Source organism: Cupriavidus oxalaticus (assembly GCF_004768545.1).
Taxonomy (GTDB): Bacteria; Pseudomonadota; Gammaproteobacteria; order Burkholderiales; family Burkholderiaceae; genus Cupriavidus; species Cupriavidus oxalaticus_A.
Genome location: NZ_CP038636.1, coordinates 437,932 through 454,816 on the forward strand (window position 1 = coordinate 437,932; position 16,885 = coordinate 454,816).

Sequence of the window (16,885 nt, forward strand, 5' to 3'; positions counted from 1 at the left end):
CGCTTTGACTTGAAGGGGGGAATCAGGAAAGCAGGTTGGCGGGTCGTTCGCCGCGGCGCAGTGCCGCGATCCCGTCGATCAGAAGCCATCCCATGGCGTTGCGCGTTTCCTCTGTCGCGCTGCCGATATGCGGACTGAGAAAGACGTTGTCGAGAGCGCGATAGCGCGGATCGACGTTCGGCTCGTTGGCGAAAACATCAAGACCAGCTGAAAAGACGTGGCCGTCGTTCAGCGCTTCGATCAGCGCATCGTCATCCACGATGTCGCCGCGGGAAATGTTGACGACGACAGCGCCAGGGGGCAGTGCTCGGATGTGCGCTTGATCGAGCGTTCCTTTGAGCTGTGGTGAACCCGGTGCCGCGACCAGCAGCATCTCGCTGTGTCGGCAGAGGCTTTCGAGGGTCGTGTGGTAGATGGCGCCCTCGGCGACCTCTGGCCCGAGTCGGGAGCGGTTGTGGTAGTGGATTTGCATGCCGAATGCGCGGGCACGCGTCGCGATGGCTCGGCCGATGCGCCCCATGCCGAATATGCCGAGCCGCTTGCCGACCAGGCCTTTGCCCAGCAGTTGAGTGGGCGCCCAACCTGGCCATTGGCCGCTGCGGACCATGCGATCTGCTTCATAACCGCGCCGTGCGGCATTGAGCAGGAGCATTAGCGCGACTTCGGCACAAGCATCGCTCAGGACGTCAGGCGTATGCAGAACCTCGATGCCGAGCTCGCGAGCCGTGGCCAAGTCGATGTGGTCGTAGCCTACCGAGAGAGTGGCCACCGTCTTGAGGGTGGGCGACAGTGCGCGCAACACATTGCCGTCAATGCGCTCTGTCGCGGTCACCAGCAGAACGCTCACGCCCTTGGCGCGCTCGATGATTGTGGCGGAATCCGTCAGTTCGTCGCTTTCATTCAGCTTTACGACGAAGCGCTCTTTCAGCGCGGCTTCGATCTCCGCAGGCATGCGCCTGCATACGTAAGCATTTTCAAGCGACTGATTGTGATCCTGGGCCGGCATTGATGCAGTCTCCTCGTTGGTTCGCGACAGCGTCGCACGAAGTCGTTGTGTTCTTGTGATTTGTATTACAAATTCATATGATGAAGATGTCAAGCAAATTTGTTCGGGATGCTATGATGTGAACTAGGGCTGCCACAGCGCTGAGGCGCGGCGAAGCAACGACAAGTGGAGCATTACCTTGCAGAGCACAACAGAAAATCTGACGGAAGCAGACCAGCAGCCAGCGGGGAAAGGCGGTTTTGAGCCCACATTGGCCGACCGCGTCACCGAACATCTCGCTGGGCAGATCCGACGCGGTCTGTACCCCGTCAATGCTCGTCTGCCGACGGAAAAGTTCATGACCGAGCAGTACGGCGTGAGCCGCACCGTGATTCGTGAAGCCATTTCCCGCCTTAAGTCCGAGGGCCTCGTGGAAAGCCGGCAGGGGAGCGGTACGGTTGTGCTCAATCCGGCGACCGCAGAGGTATTCCGCCTTGGGCGTGGCGGTTCCGACCCGGCCTTGGGGGTCGTGCGAATCCTGGAACTGCGTCGTGGGATTGAGGCGGAAATGGCCGCATTGGCTGCGGAGCGCCGTAGCGAAAGGCAAATGGACGACATCCGGAACGCATTGCGCGAGATCGACTCTGCAGTGCGGGCGGGCGGCGACGGCGTTGAAGAAGACCTGGCATTCCATCTTGCGGTGTCCCGTGCCACTGGCAATCCTCACTACACCGAGCTACTCGGCATGTTGACGCGGGCATTGAGAGACGCCATTCGTCTCACGCGCGGCAATGAAGCCAGACGAAGTGATCTGGCTGCGCATGTCCGCACCGAGCATGCGGAGATCTGCGCTGCGATCGAAACCCAGGATCCGCAACGCGCCCGCCAGGCGGCCTTCCTGCACATGCGCAATACGGAGGAGCGGATTCTCGCTGCCGAACGGGACTTCTGGACTGGTGATAGCCGGACTGCCGCGCAGAGACTGGCCGGAGCCAACCTTTCGACAGTGATACGGCGTGCTGCGGAAGGGAATAGGTGAAGCCGAATAGAAGCGGCTTTCGCTTCACGAACCGATTCCACTTGGGGAGAGCCGAAAGGCCTCGGGCAGAACTTTTCGGCTGATTGCCTATAATTTTCCCCCCGCTAACCAGCACCCGACTCTCGCTGGCTGGTGCCTCGCACAACAACTGACTGTTTTCCTTCCATCTTCGCTGACCATAAAAATGATTACGTAGCCATTTATGTACTGCATTGATGTAGGTATGGCAATATATTTAATCAATAAGTCATGTTGTGCTGCTTATGCGAGAAGGTCCGCGGGATGACCCGAGGCACGCTCGTGAGAGATGGTGTTTCTGTGAACCTGCACGGTCCAGTGCGCCTCCTGGTCGCAGCCCGAGCGCGCCAATTTGAGCGCGTCGCGCCGGTCGGCCTTGACCCGCTCGCCAGGCTTTCGTGGAATCAGTGATGGCGCGCACACCATGCAGTCGAATCCCCTCTGGACCAGTTAGCGGTAGAGGCCATAGCCGCAAGGGCCTGCTTCATAGACGATGCGTACGTGCTGCGCCTTGGACTGCCTGCGCTGGCATAGGCGATCGACGTCCGTCTTCCAGGTACCGATCTTGCCGAGCAATTCCACCTCTCCCATGCCGATGGCATAAGCTGCAGTGATCGATCCCTTGTGTACGTCGAGACCGACGTACGCCGTGCTATCGTTTCCCATGCTGGCCTCCGTGCTGGAAATCGCCGGGTGTGGACTAAGGCCACACCATGCGGCTCTGGCAGCCAGGCTAACCCGCGTTTGATTCCCCACGGCGGGCCAGCCACCGACTTGGAGGCATACTGCCTAAACCGCTTCGCGGTGGTTCGAATCTCTGCCCAGCATCACGAATTAATAGTCGGTCTCCTACGCTCGGACGGCAAGCACGAAGCCAAATTGGAGGAACAAATGGCAGCAAAGCCTCGCACCTCGCAGAAGCTCCTGGCAGAGATGCGCGAGCAATGGCGCCTCTTGTCCCTGTACGAACGCTTCGAACAAGTCGTCGTCGTAGCGCTGAGCCTGATCATCGCCGTAGTGATCGCGATAGCTCTCGTCCAATTGACCCTTGGTGTGCTGCCACATGTGCTCAGCGGCACGGTGAGCCCGCTCGATCATGAAGTGTTCCAAAATCTCTTCGGGGCATGGTGACGACGCTGCTCATCGCACTGGAGTTCAAGCACTCCATCATTCGGGTTGCGCTGCGCCGGGAGAGCATCGTTCAGGTCAAGACAGTCATTCTCATTTCGCTGATTGCACTGAGTCGAAAGTTCGTCATTCTAGATACGAAGGCAACCGACGCTGCCACAATCGCTGCGCTTTCAGGGGCGACACTCGTTCTCGGAGTGGTGTATTGGCTACTACGCGAGCGCGATGATCGAGTCGCCGGCCTCGATCGAGGAGAGCTTGGCAGCGAATGAGCGGGCGTAGGCGAATGACTCAAATTCGGGCCAGACCGGACGCCGAAGCGGCATATCTCGGCAGGCAACGCTAAATGCCGAGGCTGCCTGCCAGGCGTTCGGCCATCTGCATTTGGCGAAATGCTTCCACAACGTATTCGATGAATACGCGCGTCTTGGTTGGTATCAGTGTGCGCGTAGGGTAGTACAACGAAATGGCGCCTGCATCGGCATACCAGCGTGGCAGTAAGCGCACCAGTTCGCCACGTTCAATCCATGGCAACACATCCGGTACAGCCAGCAGTGTCACACCGAGCCCCAGTAGCGCGGCTTCACGCATGGCGGCCGGGTCGCTCACCACAATGCGTTCGGGCATGGTCGCGGCAACCTCGTTGCCGGCGGCATCGCGCATGGTCCATTGGCGCGTGCGTCCTGTGCGTCCGGAGCGCATGACGATGCCATCCATGACGTTCAGCATGGATGGATCGGCAGGCAGCGTGCGTTCCCGCAGATACGCAGGCGACGCCACCGCGACGACATGCGCCGGTGCCAGTGCGCGCGACACGAGACCCGGCGTCAGCTCGAAGCCCCCGCCTATAGCCGCGTCGAACCCTTCGGCAATCAAATCGATCGCGCGATTCTCGAAATGCCATTCCGGGCGGATCGCCGGATAACGCTTCAGGAAATCGGGAAGCAATGGCAGCACGTAAGCCATGCCGAACGATGGGGCCAGGCTGACTTTCAGCACGCCAGCCGGTTCGCCGTGTTGGTTCGACATGGCGGCGATGGCGGCTTGGAGAGCGTCCAGGTTGCCGCCGATGGATGCAAGGAAGCGTTCGCCAGCCTCGGTAAGCGTCAGCTTGCGTGTCGAGCGCTGAAACAGTCGCACGCCCAGATTGCGCTCGAGCATGGCCACGTTGCGGCTGACGGCCGCGGGCGTCAGGGCCAGTCGGCGACCCGCCGCCGAAAAGCTACCGGTTTCGGCGCTGCGCACAAAGGATTCGAGGTTGGCGAGGGTTTCCATCCGACTCAGCTTACACGATTGCTTGAAGATGATTTCAGGCATTTTCGACTAATCACCGGGGAATCGCGCGCCCATACTTCGTTCACACCTCGTGATTCACCCTAACCGGAGCTAAAAATGACTCAACAGACGCTTTCCCTGTCCGGCAAGATCGCCCTAGTTACTGGCGGTTCGCGCTCCATCGGCGCCGCCATTGCCCGCCGCCTGGCCGCCGACGGCGCGGCCGTGGCGCTGACCTACAGTGCCTCACCGGATAAAGCCGCCACGGTAGTAAGCGAGATCGAAGCGGCCGGCGGCCGGGCCATCGCGCTCGCCGCAGACGCGGGCGATCCCGCGGCGGTGCGCCTAGCCGTGGCCGCGACGGTCGACGCATTCGGTGGTCTCGATATCCTCGTCAACAACGCTGGCATGGGCCTGGGCGGCGCTATCGAGGACATCCCGTTCGACGCCTACGAGCGCATGATTGCAGTGAACGTGACCGGCGTATTTGTGGCCACTCAGGAAGCGGTGCGGCATATGAAGGCGGGCGGGCGCGTGATCCATATCGGTTCGTCGATGGTGCGCTACGCAGCGTTTCCCACGGCATCGCTCTACACGCTGACCAAGGGTGCAATTGCCGGCTTCAATCGCAGTCTGGTGCGTGATCTGGGGCCGAAAGGCATCACGGTCAACACCGTTCACCCTGGCCCGACCGACACCGATATGAACCCCGCCGGCGGCCCGGTTAGCGAGATCGTAGGGCCCGGCATTGCCTTGGGCCGATACGGGCAGCCACATGAGATTGCCGGCGTGGTGGCATTCCTCGCCGGCCCGGACGCAGCCTTCGTGACGGGTGCCGAGATCGTTGCCGATGGCGGCTTCACCGCTTGAACAAGGAGTTCGTCATGCAAGCAAGCTACGGAAAGACCATTGGCATCATCGGCGCGGGCGCGATAGGCATGGCGTTCGCCACGGCGCTGGCTCGGCACGGCATCCAGGCGGTGGTGGCCAACAGTCGTGGGCCTGAAACGCTTCGGGATGCCGTGAAAGCAATCGGGCCTTCGATTCGCCCGGGCACGCGCGAGGCAGCCACAGCGCAGGACATCGTGCTGGTGGCTGCGAACTGGTCGAAGCTGCCACTGGCACTGAGCGGGCTGCCCGAATTTGGCGGGCGGACTGTCGTCGACGCAAACAATCCAATTGAGGCCCCGCTGTTTCGCCCCGCGGACCTGCATGGCCGCTCTTCGAGCGCAGTGTTTGCAGACCTCGTGCCCGGCGCGCGTGTTGTCAAGGCGTTCAATCACCTGCAACCCGCACTGGTGTCTGGCGATCCGCAAGCAGAAGGTGGCCGCCGCGTGTTGTTTTTATCCGGTGACGATGCGAACGCCAAAGCCGAGGTGGCCACGCTTTCTGGCCGGCTACGCCATTTTGATTCCGCCAGCTTGACCCGTAGCGGCTCGCCGCAGCGCGCAGAACAGAACGGGCAATCGTGACGCTCGCAAAGCTGCTGCCCCCGCTTCGTTGACACAACAGCCTTCTTTTCCTAAATTTTTTTGCAGGGCGACGAGTCGCCCGGTGTGCGTTGATTGGTCCGATACTGGCTCACCCAGCTCGGACGTTCTGCACCTGTGCTTTAGTGACCATTCGTGATGCCTTTGCAATCTGGGAGCGCACCATGTCAAAGGTTGCATATAGCCCTGTTGACGCGCGACGCTTGCGGCAAGACCGGGCAATCGAAGAATCTCGCAAGCGCGTCCGCATACAGATCACCCATATCCGGCATATTCAGGCAGAGGGTGACAGCCCGGACACCGCATATCGTGTTCTGAGGTATCTACGTCACTCAGTAAGGCAACTCAGGGAAAATCGCGACCTGTTTGTACGCGCTTTTGGGGCTGACGGGCACGATCGTATTCCGGTTGCACAGGAATCGTCAGTACTGCCCAACGGCGCCGCTGAGCGGTTCGTGCAAGCCGAAGATGATGGCGAGCCAGCGCCAGATGCGGCCGCCACAAGTGGCGGGCCGAGGGAGGGTGCTGTATGCAACCCCCAAAATAATTGCTCCATCGTACTCTTGAAATCTGACTAGCTGCTTTTATTTCCGGCTCAAGCAGTCGCGACGTCGCGCTGCGTTTCTGTTTGTTTGCTGCCACCAAGGCAGGCGAACGGGAGCGCGCAAGCCCCTTCGCCTCCTTGCTGTTTGAAGGAGATAAGATCATGAGTCACGCAGTTTTTGGAGCCGATCTCTTCAGTGAACTCGACCGCCTGCAAAGGCAGATGGCGGACGTGTTTGGCGGCTTCCCCTCCAGTATCCGCTCCGGGCGCTCCGGCGCCTTCCCGCCGGTGAATATCGGGTCGACGGACGACACCATCGAGATCGTTGCGTTCGCGCCCGGGCTGAAACGGGAAAACCTGGAGGTCTCTATCGACAAGGGGCTACTGACGATCAGTGGAGAGCGCGGTCCTTCCTATGCGGACGACTCGCCAGATAGCAAGCGCTATGCGCGTGAGCGCTTCGTCGGCTCGTTCAGGCGCGTCATCGAGCTGCCGCAAAGCGCCGATCCTGACAAGGTTCAGGCTCGCTACGCGAATGGTTGCCTGTCGATCAGCGTGGGCAAGCGGGAAGCCTCCAAGGCACGCGCGATTGCCGTCCAGTGAACCGGGAGATTGCCATGTCAGAGATGAATCAAGTCGTTGCACAGCCTCAAGGTGCTGTCGCACCAGCCCAGGATGAAAAGGCGATGCCTACCGTGACGTTGCTCCCGCCGGTCGATATCGTCGAGGATGCGGGGGGCGTTACGTTGTGGGCGGACCTGCCTGGTGTGACCCGCGACCAGCTGGAAGTCAGCGTCCATGACGGGAACCTTCGCATCGAGGCGCAGGCTATCGTATCGATGCCCTCGGGCCTGCGGGTACAACACGCTGAAATCCGGCAGCCGCGTTTCGCGAGGACGTTCTCGCTGAGTCCCGACCTCGATTCGACGAAGATCGAGGCGAACCTGCAGGACGGCGTACTGAGGTTGACGATTCCACGTCGTGAAGCCGCGCGTCCGCGACGCATCGACGTCAGTGTTTCCTGAGTCCGGGCTGGGATAAGCCAGGATGAACGCGCCATGCCGCGCCGCAGGCGCCGGCATGGCGCATTCTCCGGTTTGCAGATAGGCATTGCAAAAGGATATAAGACATGGAGTTTGATTCCGACTGGATGACATTGGGCAAACACCGCGTTCGCATCCGGTGCGTGCGCGGCTTCCCTACGGAGAAGACGCGAAGTGTGGCGGAGTTGGCCAGGATTGCCATCGAAAACAATCTCAGTGCAGCGGCGCGCCTGGTCGAGGTAACCGCGGACAGTGAAAAGACGTACACAATAAGCGTCGGCACAACCTTTCCGAAAGATAGGGATGTCGCGCCTCACCTCGACGTGGCGTTGGCGACCATGTTCGGGCTCAAATCCGATCAGGTGAATTTCGACGTCGTGGTAGTCAGTCAGGCCGAGGTCGATCTGCACTTCGGCGTCTACGAACGAATGCTGGCCGAGAAGCTTGGAATCGTGCCGAGTATTCAGTAAGCGAGAAAAGCGGGATGCCTTCATCATCGAGCCCCGTCGTCGCCCGATTAGTTCATGCTCGGCGCGGCTGTATGTGACAAACGGGTGCCGCGTGAACTCAGCAGCTTCGAATTGCAGACGGACCACGGGGCGCGCGTTCTGCAGCGCTTCGAAGGCACTGCCGAACTGCTGCGCCATCGCGCGCGCATGGGCACGGTCGCCGTCGGCGAAGCCGTTCAGGTCGGCGCCGGCGCTGAAAAACTTCTCACCGGCTCCGGTCACGACGACGGCGCGGATCTCGGGGTTGGCATCGATCTTCGCCACCAGATCGCGCAGCTGCTACAGGCCGTCGGCGGTGAAGGCGTTGGCGGGCGGGCGGCTCAGCGTCAGCGTGGCGACGTGGCCATCCAGCGCCAGCACTATCGGAGCACAATAGTGCGGTCAGGCAGCATACAGGCACAGAAACCGTCGGTGTCTGGTTTGTTGCGGCCGTGGTCATCGGCGCTTCAAGCGCCTACTTTCCGCTGCCCCTGCCGCCGATGCCAACCTTACCGCGCCCGATCTTGCGATGCGGTACACCGGGGCGCAGCCGCTTTCTGGTGCTAGCAGCCAACGTGACGTGCTCCGCAGGGTAGCGGGTTGTCCTATGCAGCGCGGCCTGGTAGGCAGGATGGTCCGGACTAATGTACTTGATCGCTGACATGATTGGCACCTCCTCTGAGGATTCTAGTTCGAAAAGGCAGGGCGACATGCCGCTTTTCTGACCACGCCATGCGCGTGTTCTGTGAAGGCACAACGCCCCATCCAACAGGGCATTGCCGAGCCATAAGAGCCAACCGAGATAATGTTAGCGATTGACGGTCCGCTTACCAGCAATTCGCCTGACGTCGGCGAACCGCTGAATTCCGCCCCCGGCGCTACTGTGCCCCAAGCCACCTCACATAAAGCCTGGATTTCGGGGAAGATAGCGCGTCCAATCGCCGCAGTCGCGCCAGCTTCCGCAGGATGACAAGTGCGAAGCTCCGACAATCTCTCACCGACCCGTCATAGCCATCGCGAGTACCGGGAGGTGAACGGCCGCGTCCAAAGTACAACTGCTATCTCGATACCCTAGTCCCCGTTGGCCTCGCCGTCAGGCCGTGTCACCACCTCGCGGAGCGGGATGACGGCGCGGCCGCCGCAGTTGCGCAGCAGGTCTCGCAATTCGTTGATTACCGGAAATACCTCGTGATTCCAGTCGCCCCCCTGCTTGTCGTGGGCCTCTTGCTCGCGCTCGACGATCCAGCGGTCCTCCCTGAAGATGCGTTCTGTGAACCAGACCAGCAGCGGCCATGCCAGGTCCAGTGCAAACGGAATGCCGGGCTTGCGGATGGAAAGCAGGCCAAACGTCCGGTTGGTGCGCTGCGCCGCGTCCAGCGGCACGTAGACGATCCACAGGTCCATCACCAACGTGCCGTCGCCCGAGCGGATCTGGAGGGTCTGGTACGGATATATGGTGCGCACCGTCATCACGTCCTTGTTGTCCCGGTCGCAGTTCTTCTTGCTGGCGCCAAACACCAGCGCCTCGCCCACAGGCTGCTTGCCTTCCATGCGCGCGAACGTGTAGTCCACTTCCACCCAGTCCTCTCCGCGACGGCGGCCCAGCGAGCGCGCGCGCATCTGTCCCATCTGCCGCCGGTGTAGGAACTGGTGGTTCATGTCCATCAGGTTCTCATGCATGAAGGAGTAGTGGCACTTGACCTCGCGGCCAAAGCGACGCGTCTTGTACGCCTTGTCCGCCACCGATGGCAGAGCGGGCAGCGGCCGCTCCTTGGCAAGCGCCCCATCGCCAGGAAAGACAAAGATCAGGCCGTGCACCTCGCGGCAGGGATAGGCACGCACGCCGTTGGGCAGGCGCTCACGCCCGAGGTATGGCACATCGATGCAGCGGCCGGTGCAGTCATAAGTCCAGCCGTGATAGCCACAGCGGATGGACTCGCCTTCCACCACGCCCGCGTGCAGCGGCACCTGCCGGTGTGCGCAACGATCCTCCAGTGCGAATATCGTACCGGACACGGTACGAATCAGTACGATCGGATCGCCGGCAAAATGCACCCCGTGGGCTTTGCCCCGCTTGACCTCATTTGACCAAGCCAATGGGAACCAGTGATCGGGATGGATGGGCACACGGCGCAGGTCGCGCACGGGCGCATTAGCGTGCGGGTCGATGGCATGGCTATCCGGCAAAGGCACTGTATGCATGCGTGACGCCTCCTCGTATAACGGGAGCTTCGACCGTCGCCACACGCCGACCAATTAGCGAACGGGGATTCGGCGCAGTTTACGCGAAGTCTACCGAACTCACCGGAATCCCGTTCTTTCCATATTGTGGTTGATATTGTGGAAGGCTAAAGGTCATGGCCACCTTCGGCCAATCGACCCCCACACATCCTGGTGGCGGGGTAGCGAGCGTCCGGTGCCTGGTACGGAGCCGACGCACAACTGCCGACGCTATAGCGCCGGGCAATGGCCGAAAGTGGCCGCTTGCTGCCGCTGAGTCCCCCGATAACATTGCCTTACTGGCAGCCCTGACTTAAGTGCGTCTTATTCCACTTTTTGCGTTGAAATTTGATAACTATTATCGAGAACGGTACATTTCGCGTGACATCCGCCGTGCCCTTGCGCCCAACCCCGTCTGAAGAGGATCAAATATGAACACCGGCAAGCCGCAGCAATGGTCACGTGGCTAGCACAATGCCGGCCGGCTTTGCCGCATTACTTGTCGGCTAGCTGACTGCTTCGATTCTTGGCAAATTCAAGCCTGCTTCGCCAGAGCTCAAGGCTGCCTGCGAAGGGGCAGGGCCCAACTATATGCAAAAGCCTGCGGTGGTGGTCGGATCCATCGCATTCGACTGGACAGTGGATTCCCATCCTCCAGTCATCCCATATTTCGAAGTCGATGGACGCGGCAATGTCATTCTGCCGTCGCGCCGATCACTCATGCCATGTCGACCGTCATCAGATTGGTCTTAGAGCTTGGCAGAGCCACATTCGAGACGTTGTACGTCACCGGCACGTCAGCGGTTAAGTTTGGAATTCCGTAGTAATCACCCTGCTTCGGATGACGAATGAAAGGCCGAACGCGATTGCGCGGTGGACCATTCACCCAGCTTGTTCAGCGTAGGCATAACAGTCTTCGCTCGAACCGTTGGGTGAGAAGGCGACTACGGCGGCAGAACGTCAGGGCCCTGTCGGGCGGGAGCACCGGCCCCGCCCTGGATCGCGCACTAGTCGAAGCTGACCGCGTTCACGGCGCAGGACGACAGGTTGGACTCATAGCTGCCGGGGCGCACACCCCATTGCCCTCCCCGCTGGGCCTGGAGCCAGAGCTCGATGGTGGTGATGAGCGTGGCGTCGTGGACGTGCTTGTCCTGCCGCCAGCAGACCTTGACCTCTGTTCCGTTGTTGGCTTCGGTGAATTTTTCCTGGCAATACTTGGCCATGGCTGGCTCCTTGAAGGATGCAACGTGTGGAACGGTGAACTTCACATCACGGTGAAATAGTCGCGCCAAGCGGCCTCCAGCGTGATCCGGGTAGGCATCGGCACGGCGGCGTTGTTGAACGTGGGCGGTTGGTTATTGCCGTAGTAGTAAGCGGTGCGGTCGTTCGTCGCCATATGGTCGCGCGTGGCATTGTCAACGCAACGGCTCATATGGATAGCCGGGAAGTTCGGATTCTCGTAGTACACCCAGACGCCTTGGCCGTTCGCGGGGTCGCGATACGCGCTGACTTTCCAGTCGTCCATCATGGTTGCTCTCCTTGAAAACGCTACTGCGATTGACGTGCCGGTGGGCGTATTCCCGCCAGCGCTACGAAACCGGCTTGCTGATCACGCCCAGCAAGACCGGGACATCCGAGCCGCTGCCATCGAACGAGACTTCGGTACCGTTGCAGCCCCGGCATGCCACGGCGCCCGGGGCATCCTGGGCGGCGCCCTGAACGGCAAAGGGGCCGACCCGCGTCAGCGAAGCAGCGAGTGCCTGCGCCTGGTGCGGACTGCCCGCGCGCAGCGCGATGCGCGGCTGATAGCCGATGACCGCTCCTGTTGGCAGCAACGCGAGCGCGCCGGCGGCCCCGAAGAAGTCGGGCGCCCCCGCCGGCAGCGCGGCCTGGCCGCCATCCAGCAGGCCGGCGTCGAACCAACTGCCAGGAGTCAGCGCGAAGACGCCGAACCCACCCAGCGACAAAGCCAATCCGTTGACGCCGTCAGGCAGGCCATTCGGCGCACCTTCGACCATGGCCGCTAGCGGCGCCGCGTTGATTGCATCCGCGACCGCCGCGCCGCCGGCGCCTTGCAGCCCCAGGAAGGAAGGCCAGCTTCCCGCCGCCGGCAAGGCAGCAGCAGGCGCGGCCCCGGCCGGAGCGGCCAGCGCCGGAGGCGGCAGGAACACCGACCAGGCCGTAGCGCCGCCGGCCGGCGCCGCGCGCCATGCGGCCAGCCCCGCAGGCCAGCCATCGAGCGCGTATTGCGGGCAGCGGAATACCACGCCCGCCGCATAGAGGCTGGCGGCCATGTTCAGGTCCGAGGCCTCTTGTTGCGATGCCAGCAAGCAGCGATTCAGGGCTGCCGTGAGCGCCGGCACGCGTTCACCCAACGCCGCCAGCAGCGCTTGATGCGCTTGCGCAGGCGCCATGGCGTTGGCCGCGGCGTTGACGCCCGCGGGCATGGGCGGCCCGGGCCGCCACGCCCGCACCGCCTGGCGGTAGCGCGCGAGGTCGGCCTGCAGGCTGCCCGTCCCGGCAGCCGCCCGCAACAGCGCGGGCTGCCCTGCGGCGCTTTCCACCAGGTAGCTCAGGCAAAGCCAGTAGGCGGCAAACAAGCCGCTGTGTGGCGCGTAGACACCCGCGGCAGCGGGAATGCCGTCGCCCAGCTGGTAGGTGCACCAGTTGCCCACCTGCGCATCCGCGTTGCCCAGTCCGCTGAAGGTGGCGGCCCCCGCGACGGAGAACACGTCGTTGCCAGCCACGCCCGCATGGCCGGCAAGTGCCGCGGCATACATGCGCCAGAGCGCAAGGTCGGATAGCACGGCGAGACCTCCCGGCAGGATGGACAGGATGAACGGCTGGGCGGCGCAGCCCCTCGCCCGAGCGCGCGAGGGACTGCGATCGCGACGGCCTCAGGTGCCCAGCTGCTGGCTTACTACCCCAAGCAGGATCGGCAGGGTGCTGCTGACCGGCCCGATCGTGACCGTGGCAGATGCATCGTCCCACTTGATGTCCTGCTTGGTGCCGTTGGTCGACACCGTGGCCGAGCCGATGCGGAAAGGGCCGATGCCGATCGACGCGGTCGCCTGCGCCTGCCAGGTGTTCTTGACGTTGCTGTAGTCGCTGGCCGCCATCTTCAACTTCACGGTCGGCTGGAAGCCCACCACGATCTGCGTCGCCATCCGCGCCAGCGAGCCGCTGTCGGCGAAGAAGGCCGGCGCGCCGGATTTGAGCCGCTGATGGTAGGTCGACACCAGCCCGCCGTTGTCCCACCACAGCCCCGGGCCGACCGGGAAGGTGCCGAAGCCGGTGAAGTCCACGGTCAGGCTGAAGTCACTGCTGGTGGTATTGATGCTGGTCTTTTGCCCGCTGGCCGAACCGCTGCCGAAGAAGGAGAAGAAGTCGCCGAACAGGCTGGCGTCTACCGAGGTGCTCCAGCCGAACTCGTCGAAGTCGTAAGTCTTCGAAGCGGAAGTCACCGAGATCGACGCGCCGGCGTTGTTCTTGCCGGCGACGCTGGCCTGCTGCCACTCGGCGTACTTGGCGCTAAACGCCTGCAGGGAATAGGACGGCGCGAAGGCCGAGATCAGGTTGTTCACCGGCACCGGATTGGTGCCACCGATCACCACCGGCTGGCTGCCTGCGGGTGCGACGCTGCCCACCTTGACCGGCATGTTGTACGGGTTCTGCAGCGTCATGCTCTGCGCGCCGTTGATGCCCACCTTGGCCCGCGCCTGCTGCACCACGCTATAGCCGGCCCCATAGGCCTTGATCATGATCTCGTCATACGCGCTGGCGGCGCCGATCAGCGCATTGTTGGCGCTCAGGTAGGACGGATAGCTCTGCTGCACCCAAGTCTGGAAGGGAGGCGGCGAGGGATTGACGTTCTTGTACGCCCCGTAAGCCGTATAGGCCGCTACCTGGACATTGTTGAATGCGGTCTGCGCGGCATTGAGCGCCGCCGCGGCCTGGTTGACCTGGCTGTCCAGGTTCGGATTAACCATGGCGCCAAGGTCGATCCAGTCGAGGAAGGTCGCGTACGTGGCCAGAAGGCCGCCCACCGGCGCATAGGCCGGGCTGTTGGCAGGCACGACATCGCCGATGCCGTACACATAGGCATTGATGATGTCCGGGTCGGCGTTGCCCAGGTCCACGTTCAGGGTGGTTGAGCCGGCGCTGAACTGCTGCTGTGCGGACATGCCATTGGGGAAGGCGGTCGCCTGCAGGGCGCCCATCCACTGCTTCCACAGACCCACGGTATCGACGTTTGCCATTTTTTTTGCTCCAGATCGTTTGCCGAGAAGGGACGGTGGCGGCATCCAGGCCCCACCCTCCGCCGACGCGCCGTGCCCCGCCGCCATCGCGCATGCACCGTTCGTCTGGCATTCATGGTCGGTTATCGCGGGCGCCGCCGAACTGTGCCGCGGCCTGATTCGCACCTTCAGGAATGCTGATTCGCGCATCAGCAGCACGGATATCGCGGCCGCCGGCGGCGTAGCGCCTAGAAGAGGTCTTCGCGAATCGCGTAGCGCGTCAGCTGGGCAATGCCCTTGACCTGGAGCTTGGCCATGATGTGCTCGCGATGGGTACCCACCGTTTTGCCGCTGATGTGCAGCCGTTCGGCAATCTCCCGGGTGGAGTGCCCCTCCACCAGCAACTGCAGGATCTGCCGCTCGCGCGTGCTGAGCTGCGCGCTCGGCTCGATCGAGCCGTGGTGCCGCGCGCAGCGCAGGCTGGCGACCATCGCGGTGGCCACCTCGGGACTGAGATAGGAACGTCCTCCCGCCACCGTGCGGATGGCCTTGCCGAGTTCGTCGCAGGCGCAATCCTTGAGCAGGTAGCCAAGCGCGCCGGCGTCCAGCGCGGCGGCGATCCTGCGCTGCTCGCCATGCGCCGAGAGGCACAGGACGCGCGCCGAGGGCACGTCCGGCACGATGCGGCAGAGCGCGTCGATGCCGTTGAGTACCGGCATGCCGAGATCGAGGGCGATCACGTCCGGGAGCAAGGCCTGCGCCATGCGCAAGGCTTCCATGCCGTCGCCGGCCTGGCCGACAACGGTCATGTCCGCTTCGCGCTCAAGCAAGGCGGCAAGTCCCTCCCGGAAGAGCGTGTGATCGTCGGCAAGCAAAACACGAGTTTGCGGCATGCTCAACCTCGCGGCATGGTGTGGATTACGTCGCGGTGCGCCGAGCCGCCGGTATCGACGCCCGCCGCCCGCCAGTGCCCCGTGGGCATCACGATGCGCACGTGCGTGCCGCTGCCGTGCGCGGAGCCCACTTCGAGGCGTGCCCCCAGCGCGCGAAGCTGTGCCGCGCTGCTGGGAAGGCCAAAACCGCCCCCAGCACTGCCCTGGCCGGCAACAGAGCCCGGATCGAAGCCACGGCCGTCGTCCTCCACGCTGACCGTGACGTGGCCGCGCTTACAGGCCGTACGCACCCACACCTGGGATGCGCCGCTATGCTTGCGAACGTTGGCAAGCAGCTCCTTCACCACGCGCAGCAACACCGCGGTGGCAGCTTGCTCAAGCGGCGCCTGGGGGCCGCGCAGATCCAGCAGCAGGCGGGGAACCCCGCTCGATCCTTCCCCTGCGCAATGCGCCAGGCTACGCAGCGCGTCGTCGAGCGGCCCCTGCGCCAGCAGGCCAAGGCCGAGATCGATCGTCGCCGCGCGTACGCTGGCGGCAGCCTCCGCCACCAGCGTACGCGCCTCGCCGATCAGCGCGCGTGCCTGCGGCGGGCATGCCAGCTTCTCCAACTGGCCCAGCCGCAATAGCGCGAGGGCAAGCGCCTGGCCCACTTCGTCGTGCAGGCTGCAGGCGATGCGCTGCCGCTCACACTCCCGGGCCGCATGGCTGGCGTCGAGGATGGCCTGCTGTTGCTCGCGCCGCCGCCCGCGCACTGGACGATTGGCCTGGTACGCGGGCGCGCCCCCTGGGACAAGCCCGTCGCTGTCCCCGGGCGCCGCCCCGGCATTCTTGTTCTGCAACATGCCTGTCCCCATTGAAACCAACAAACTCTCCAGCGCGCGAAAATCTCTTTTAAATATTATTCAATTGACATACAGTTCCATGAATCCCGCGCCAGCTCTGGCTTTCCGGACTTCGCGGTCAAGCCTTGCGCAGCATCATCCCGCCGCGCGCACGCGGCTTGCAATACTGCCAATGCCGTATCTCCGGTAGCACAGGGATTCACTCATGGCGCCAGAGGCCATGGCGCAGGCAATAGATCGCCACGCCGGCCGCATTGCCCACGCCGAGTTTCCGGTACAGGTTCTCCCGATGCTTGCGCACGGTCAGGTTGCTCAGGCCGAGTTCCCTGGCAATCCGCTTGCTGGTATGCCCCGCTGCTACCCGTTGCGCAATGTCACGCTCACGCTGCGTCAGCACAGCCGGTGGCACGCCCGCCGGATGCGCCGCCATTGCCGCCTCGATGGGCCGCGCGAGATCGACGAAAGCCGTGCGCCACCGCGTAGGCGGCAAGCTGCGCCGCATTGCGCAAGCCCGTCTTGGCCAGCAAGTTGCTGCGATGCTTGCGGGCGGTCAGCACGCTGATCTGCAATGCAGCGGCAACGGCGCGGCAACTCATGCCGGATGCGATCAGCCCCAGGACTTCAAGTTCGCGCTGCGTCAGCGTGGCGTAGAGAATGCTTTGAGCCTGCATGTGTTGCCTGG

17 protein-coding genes and 3 pseudogenes are annotated in these 16,885 nt (G+C 62.9%); 7 read left to right on the forward strand and 13 right to left on the reverse strand.

Annotated elements, in window-relative coordinates:
- Positions 1-22 precede the first annotated feature (22 nt).
- Positions 23-1,006: a 2-hydroxyacid dehydrogenase gene (locus E0W60_RS30090; RefSeq protein ID WP_135706592.1), complete on the reverse strand. Its 984-nt coding sequence runs from the start codon at positions 1,004-1,006 to the stop codon at positions 23-25.
- A gap of 178 nt (positions 1,007-1,184) precedes the next feature.
- Here E0W60_RS30090 and E0W60_RS30095 point away from each other — a divergent pair, with 178 nt between their 5' ends.
- A complete protein-coding gene (locus tag E0W60_RS30095) occupies positions 1,185-2,024 on the forward strand; it encodes a FadR/GntR family transcriptional regulator (protein WP_346769569.1) in 840 nt (279 codons plus the stop codon).
- A 357-nt stretch (positions 2,025-2,381) separates the two neighbouring features.
- On the opposite strand, the pseudogene E0W60_RS30100 reads toward E0W60_RS30095, so the two are convergent.
- Positions 2,382-2,708 (reverse strand): annotated as a pseudogene (locus E0W60_RS30100) (IS110 family transposase); the annotation flags it as partial.
- 225 nt (positions 2,709-2,933) lie between these two features.
- Here E0W60_RS30100 and E0W60_RS30105 point away from each other — a divergent pair.
- Positions 2,934-3,442, forward strand: a pseudogene (locus tag E0W60_RS30105) (phosphate-starvation-inducible PsiE family protein).
- Positions 3,443-3,512: 70 nt separating this feature from the next.
- Here E0W60_RS30105 and E0W60_RS30110 read toward each other — a convergent pair.
- Positions 3,513-4,445 (reverse strand): LysR family transcriptional regulator, encoded by a 933-nt coding sequence (locus tag E0W60_RS30110; protein WP_135707095.1) that lies wholly within the window; start codon positions 4,443-4,445, stop codon positions 3,513-3,515.
- 117 nt (positions 4,446-4,562) lie between these two features.
- Between E0W60_RS30110 and E0W60_RS30115 the strand changes: the two genes are divergently transcribed.
- The 5 genes from E0W60_RS30115 (at position 4,563) to E0W60_RS30135 (ending at position 7,992) form a co-directional block, all read left to right on the forward strand.
- Positions 4,563-5,315, forward strand: coding sequence for a 3-oxoacyl-ACP reductase family protein (locus tag E0W60_RS30115; RefSeq protein WP_135706593.1), 753 nt, complete (start codon positions 4,563-4,565; stop codon positions 5,313-5,315).
- 14 nt (positions 5,316-5,329) lie between these two features.
- The gene (locus tag E0W60_RS30120; protein WP_240746089.1) at positions 5,330-5,917 is read left to right on the forward strand and encodes an NADPH-dependent F420 reductase; all 588 of its coding nucleotides are present in this window, start codon (positions 5,330-5,332) and stop codon (positions 5,915-5,917) included.
- A 724-nt stretch (positions 5,918-6,641) separates the two neighbouring features.
- Entirely contained in the window at positions 6,642-7,082 is a 441-nt protein-coding gene (locus E0W60_RS30125) for an Hsp20/alpha crystallin family protein (protein WP_135706594.1), read from the forward strand.
- 14 nt (positions 7,083-7,096) lie between these two features.
- Positions 7,097-7,504 carry an Hsp20/alpha crystallin family protein gene (locus E0W60_RS30130; protein ID WP_133093125.1) on the forward strand — a complete coding sequence of 136 codons (408 nt, stop codon included), beginning with the start codon at positions 7,097-7,099 and terminating at the stop codon, positions 7,502-7,504.
- A 104-nt stretch (positions 7,505-7,608) separates the two neighbouring features.
- Positions 7,609-7,992, forward strand: a complete 384-nt coding sequence (locus E0W60_RS30135; protein WP_133093124.1) for a hypothetical protein — start codon at positions 7,609-7,611, stop codon at positions 7,990-7,992.
- Between the two features lie 120 nt (positions 7,993-8,112).
- Here the strand turns inward: E0W60_RS30135 and E0W60_RS30140 are convergent.
- The 10 genes and pseudogenes from E0W60_RS30140 to E0W60_RS37180 all read right to left on the reverse strand — a co-directional run.
- Positions 8,113-8,394, reverse strand: a pseudogene (locus E0W60_RS30140) (enoyl-CoA hydratase-related protein); the annotation flags it as partial.
- Between the two features lie 687 nt (positions 8,395-9,081).
- Entirely contained in the window at positions 9,082-10,212 is a 1,131-nt protein-coding gene (locus tag E0W60_RS30150; RefSeq protein ID WP_133093122.1) for an aromatic ring-hydroxylating oxygenase subunit alpha, read from the reverse strand.
- 1,025 nt (positions 10,213-11,237) lie between these two features.
- Positions 11,238-11,453: a hypothetical protein gene (locus E0W60_RS30155; RefSeq protein WP_133093121.1), complete on the reverse strand. Its 216-nt coding sequence runs from the start codon at positions 11,451-11,453 to the stop codon at positions 11,238-11,240.
- A gap of 41 nt (positions 11,454-11,494) precedes the next feature.
- Entirely contained in the window at positions 11,495-11,758 is a 264-nt protein-coding gene (locus tag E0W60_RS30160) for a hypothetical protein (RefSeq protein ID WP_092140914.1), read from the reverse strand.
- Positions 11,759-11,819: 61 nt separating this feature from the next.
- Positions 11,820-13,037, reverse strand: a complete 1,218-nt coding sequence (locus tag E0W60_RS30165; RefSeq protein WP_135706596.1) for a hypothetical protein — start codon at positions 13,035-13,037, stop codon at positions 11,820-11,822.
- Positions 13,038-13,127: 90 nt separating this feature from the next.
- Positions 13,128-14,489: a hypothetical protein gene (locus E0W60_RS30170; protein ID WP_240746090.1), complete on the reverse strand. Its 1,362-nt coding sequence runs from the start codon at positions 14,487-14,489 to the stop codon at positions 13,128-13,130.
- 227 nt (positions 14,490-14,716) lie between these two features.
- On the reverse strand, positions 14,717-15,361 hold the full coding sequence (locus E0W60_RS30175; protein WP_135707097.1) for a response regulator: 645 nt from the start codon (positions 15,359-15,361) through the stop codon (positions 14,717-14,719).
- Between the two features lie 2 nt (positions 15,362-15,363).
- The gene (locus tag E0W60_RS30180) at positions 15,364-16,203 is read right to left on the reverse strand and encodes a sensor histidine kinase (protein ID WP_240746091.1); all 840 of its coding nucleotides are present in this window, start codon (positions 16,201-16,203) and stop codon (positions 15,364-15,366) included.
- A gap of 199 nt (positions 16,204-16,402) precedes the next feature.
- Positions 16,403-16,600 carry a response regulator transcription factor gene (locus tag E0W60_RS30185; RefSeq protein ID WP_240746092.1) on the reverse strand — a complete coding sequence of 66 codons (198 nt, stop codon included), beginning with the start codon at positions 16,598-16,600 and terminating at the stop codon, positions 16,403-16,405.
- The gene (locus E0W60_RS37180; protein ID WP_167884641.1) at positions 16,584-16,874 is read right to left on the reverse strand and encodes a response regulator transcription factor; all 291 of its coding nucleotides are present in this window, start codon (positions 16,872-16,874) and stop codon (positions 16,584-16,586) included. Before E0W60_RS37180 ends, E0W60_RS30185 begins: the two co-directional genes overlap by 17 nt.
- Positions 16,875-16,885: the final 11 nt, after the last annotated feature.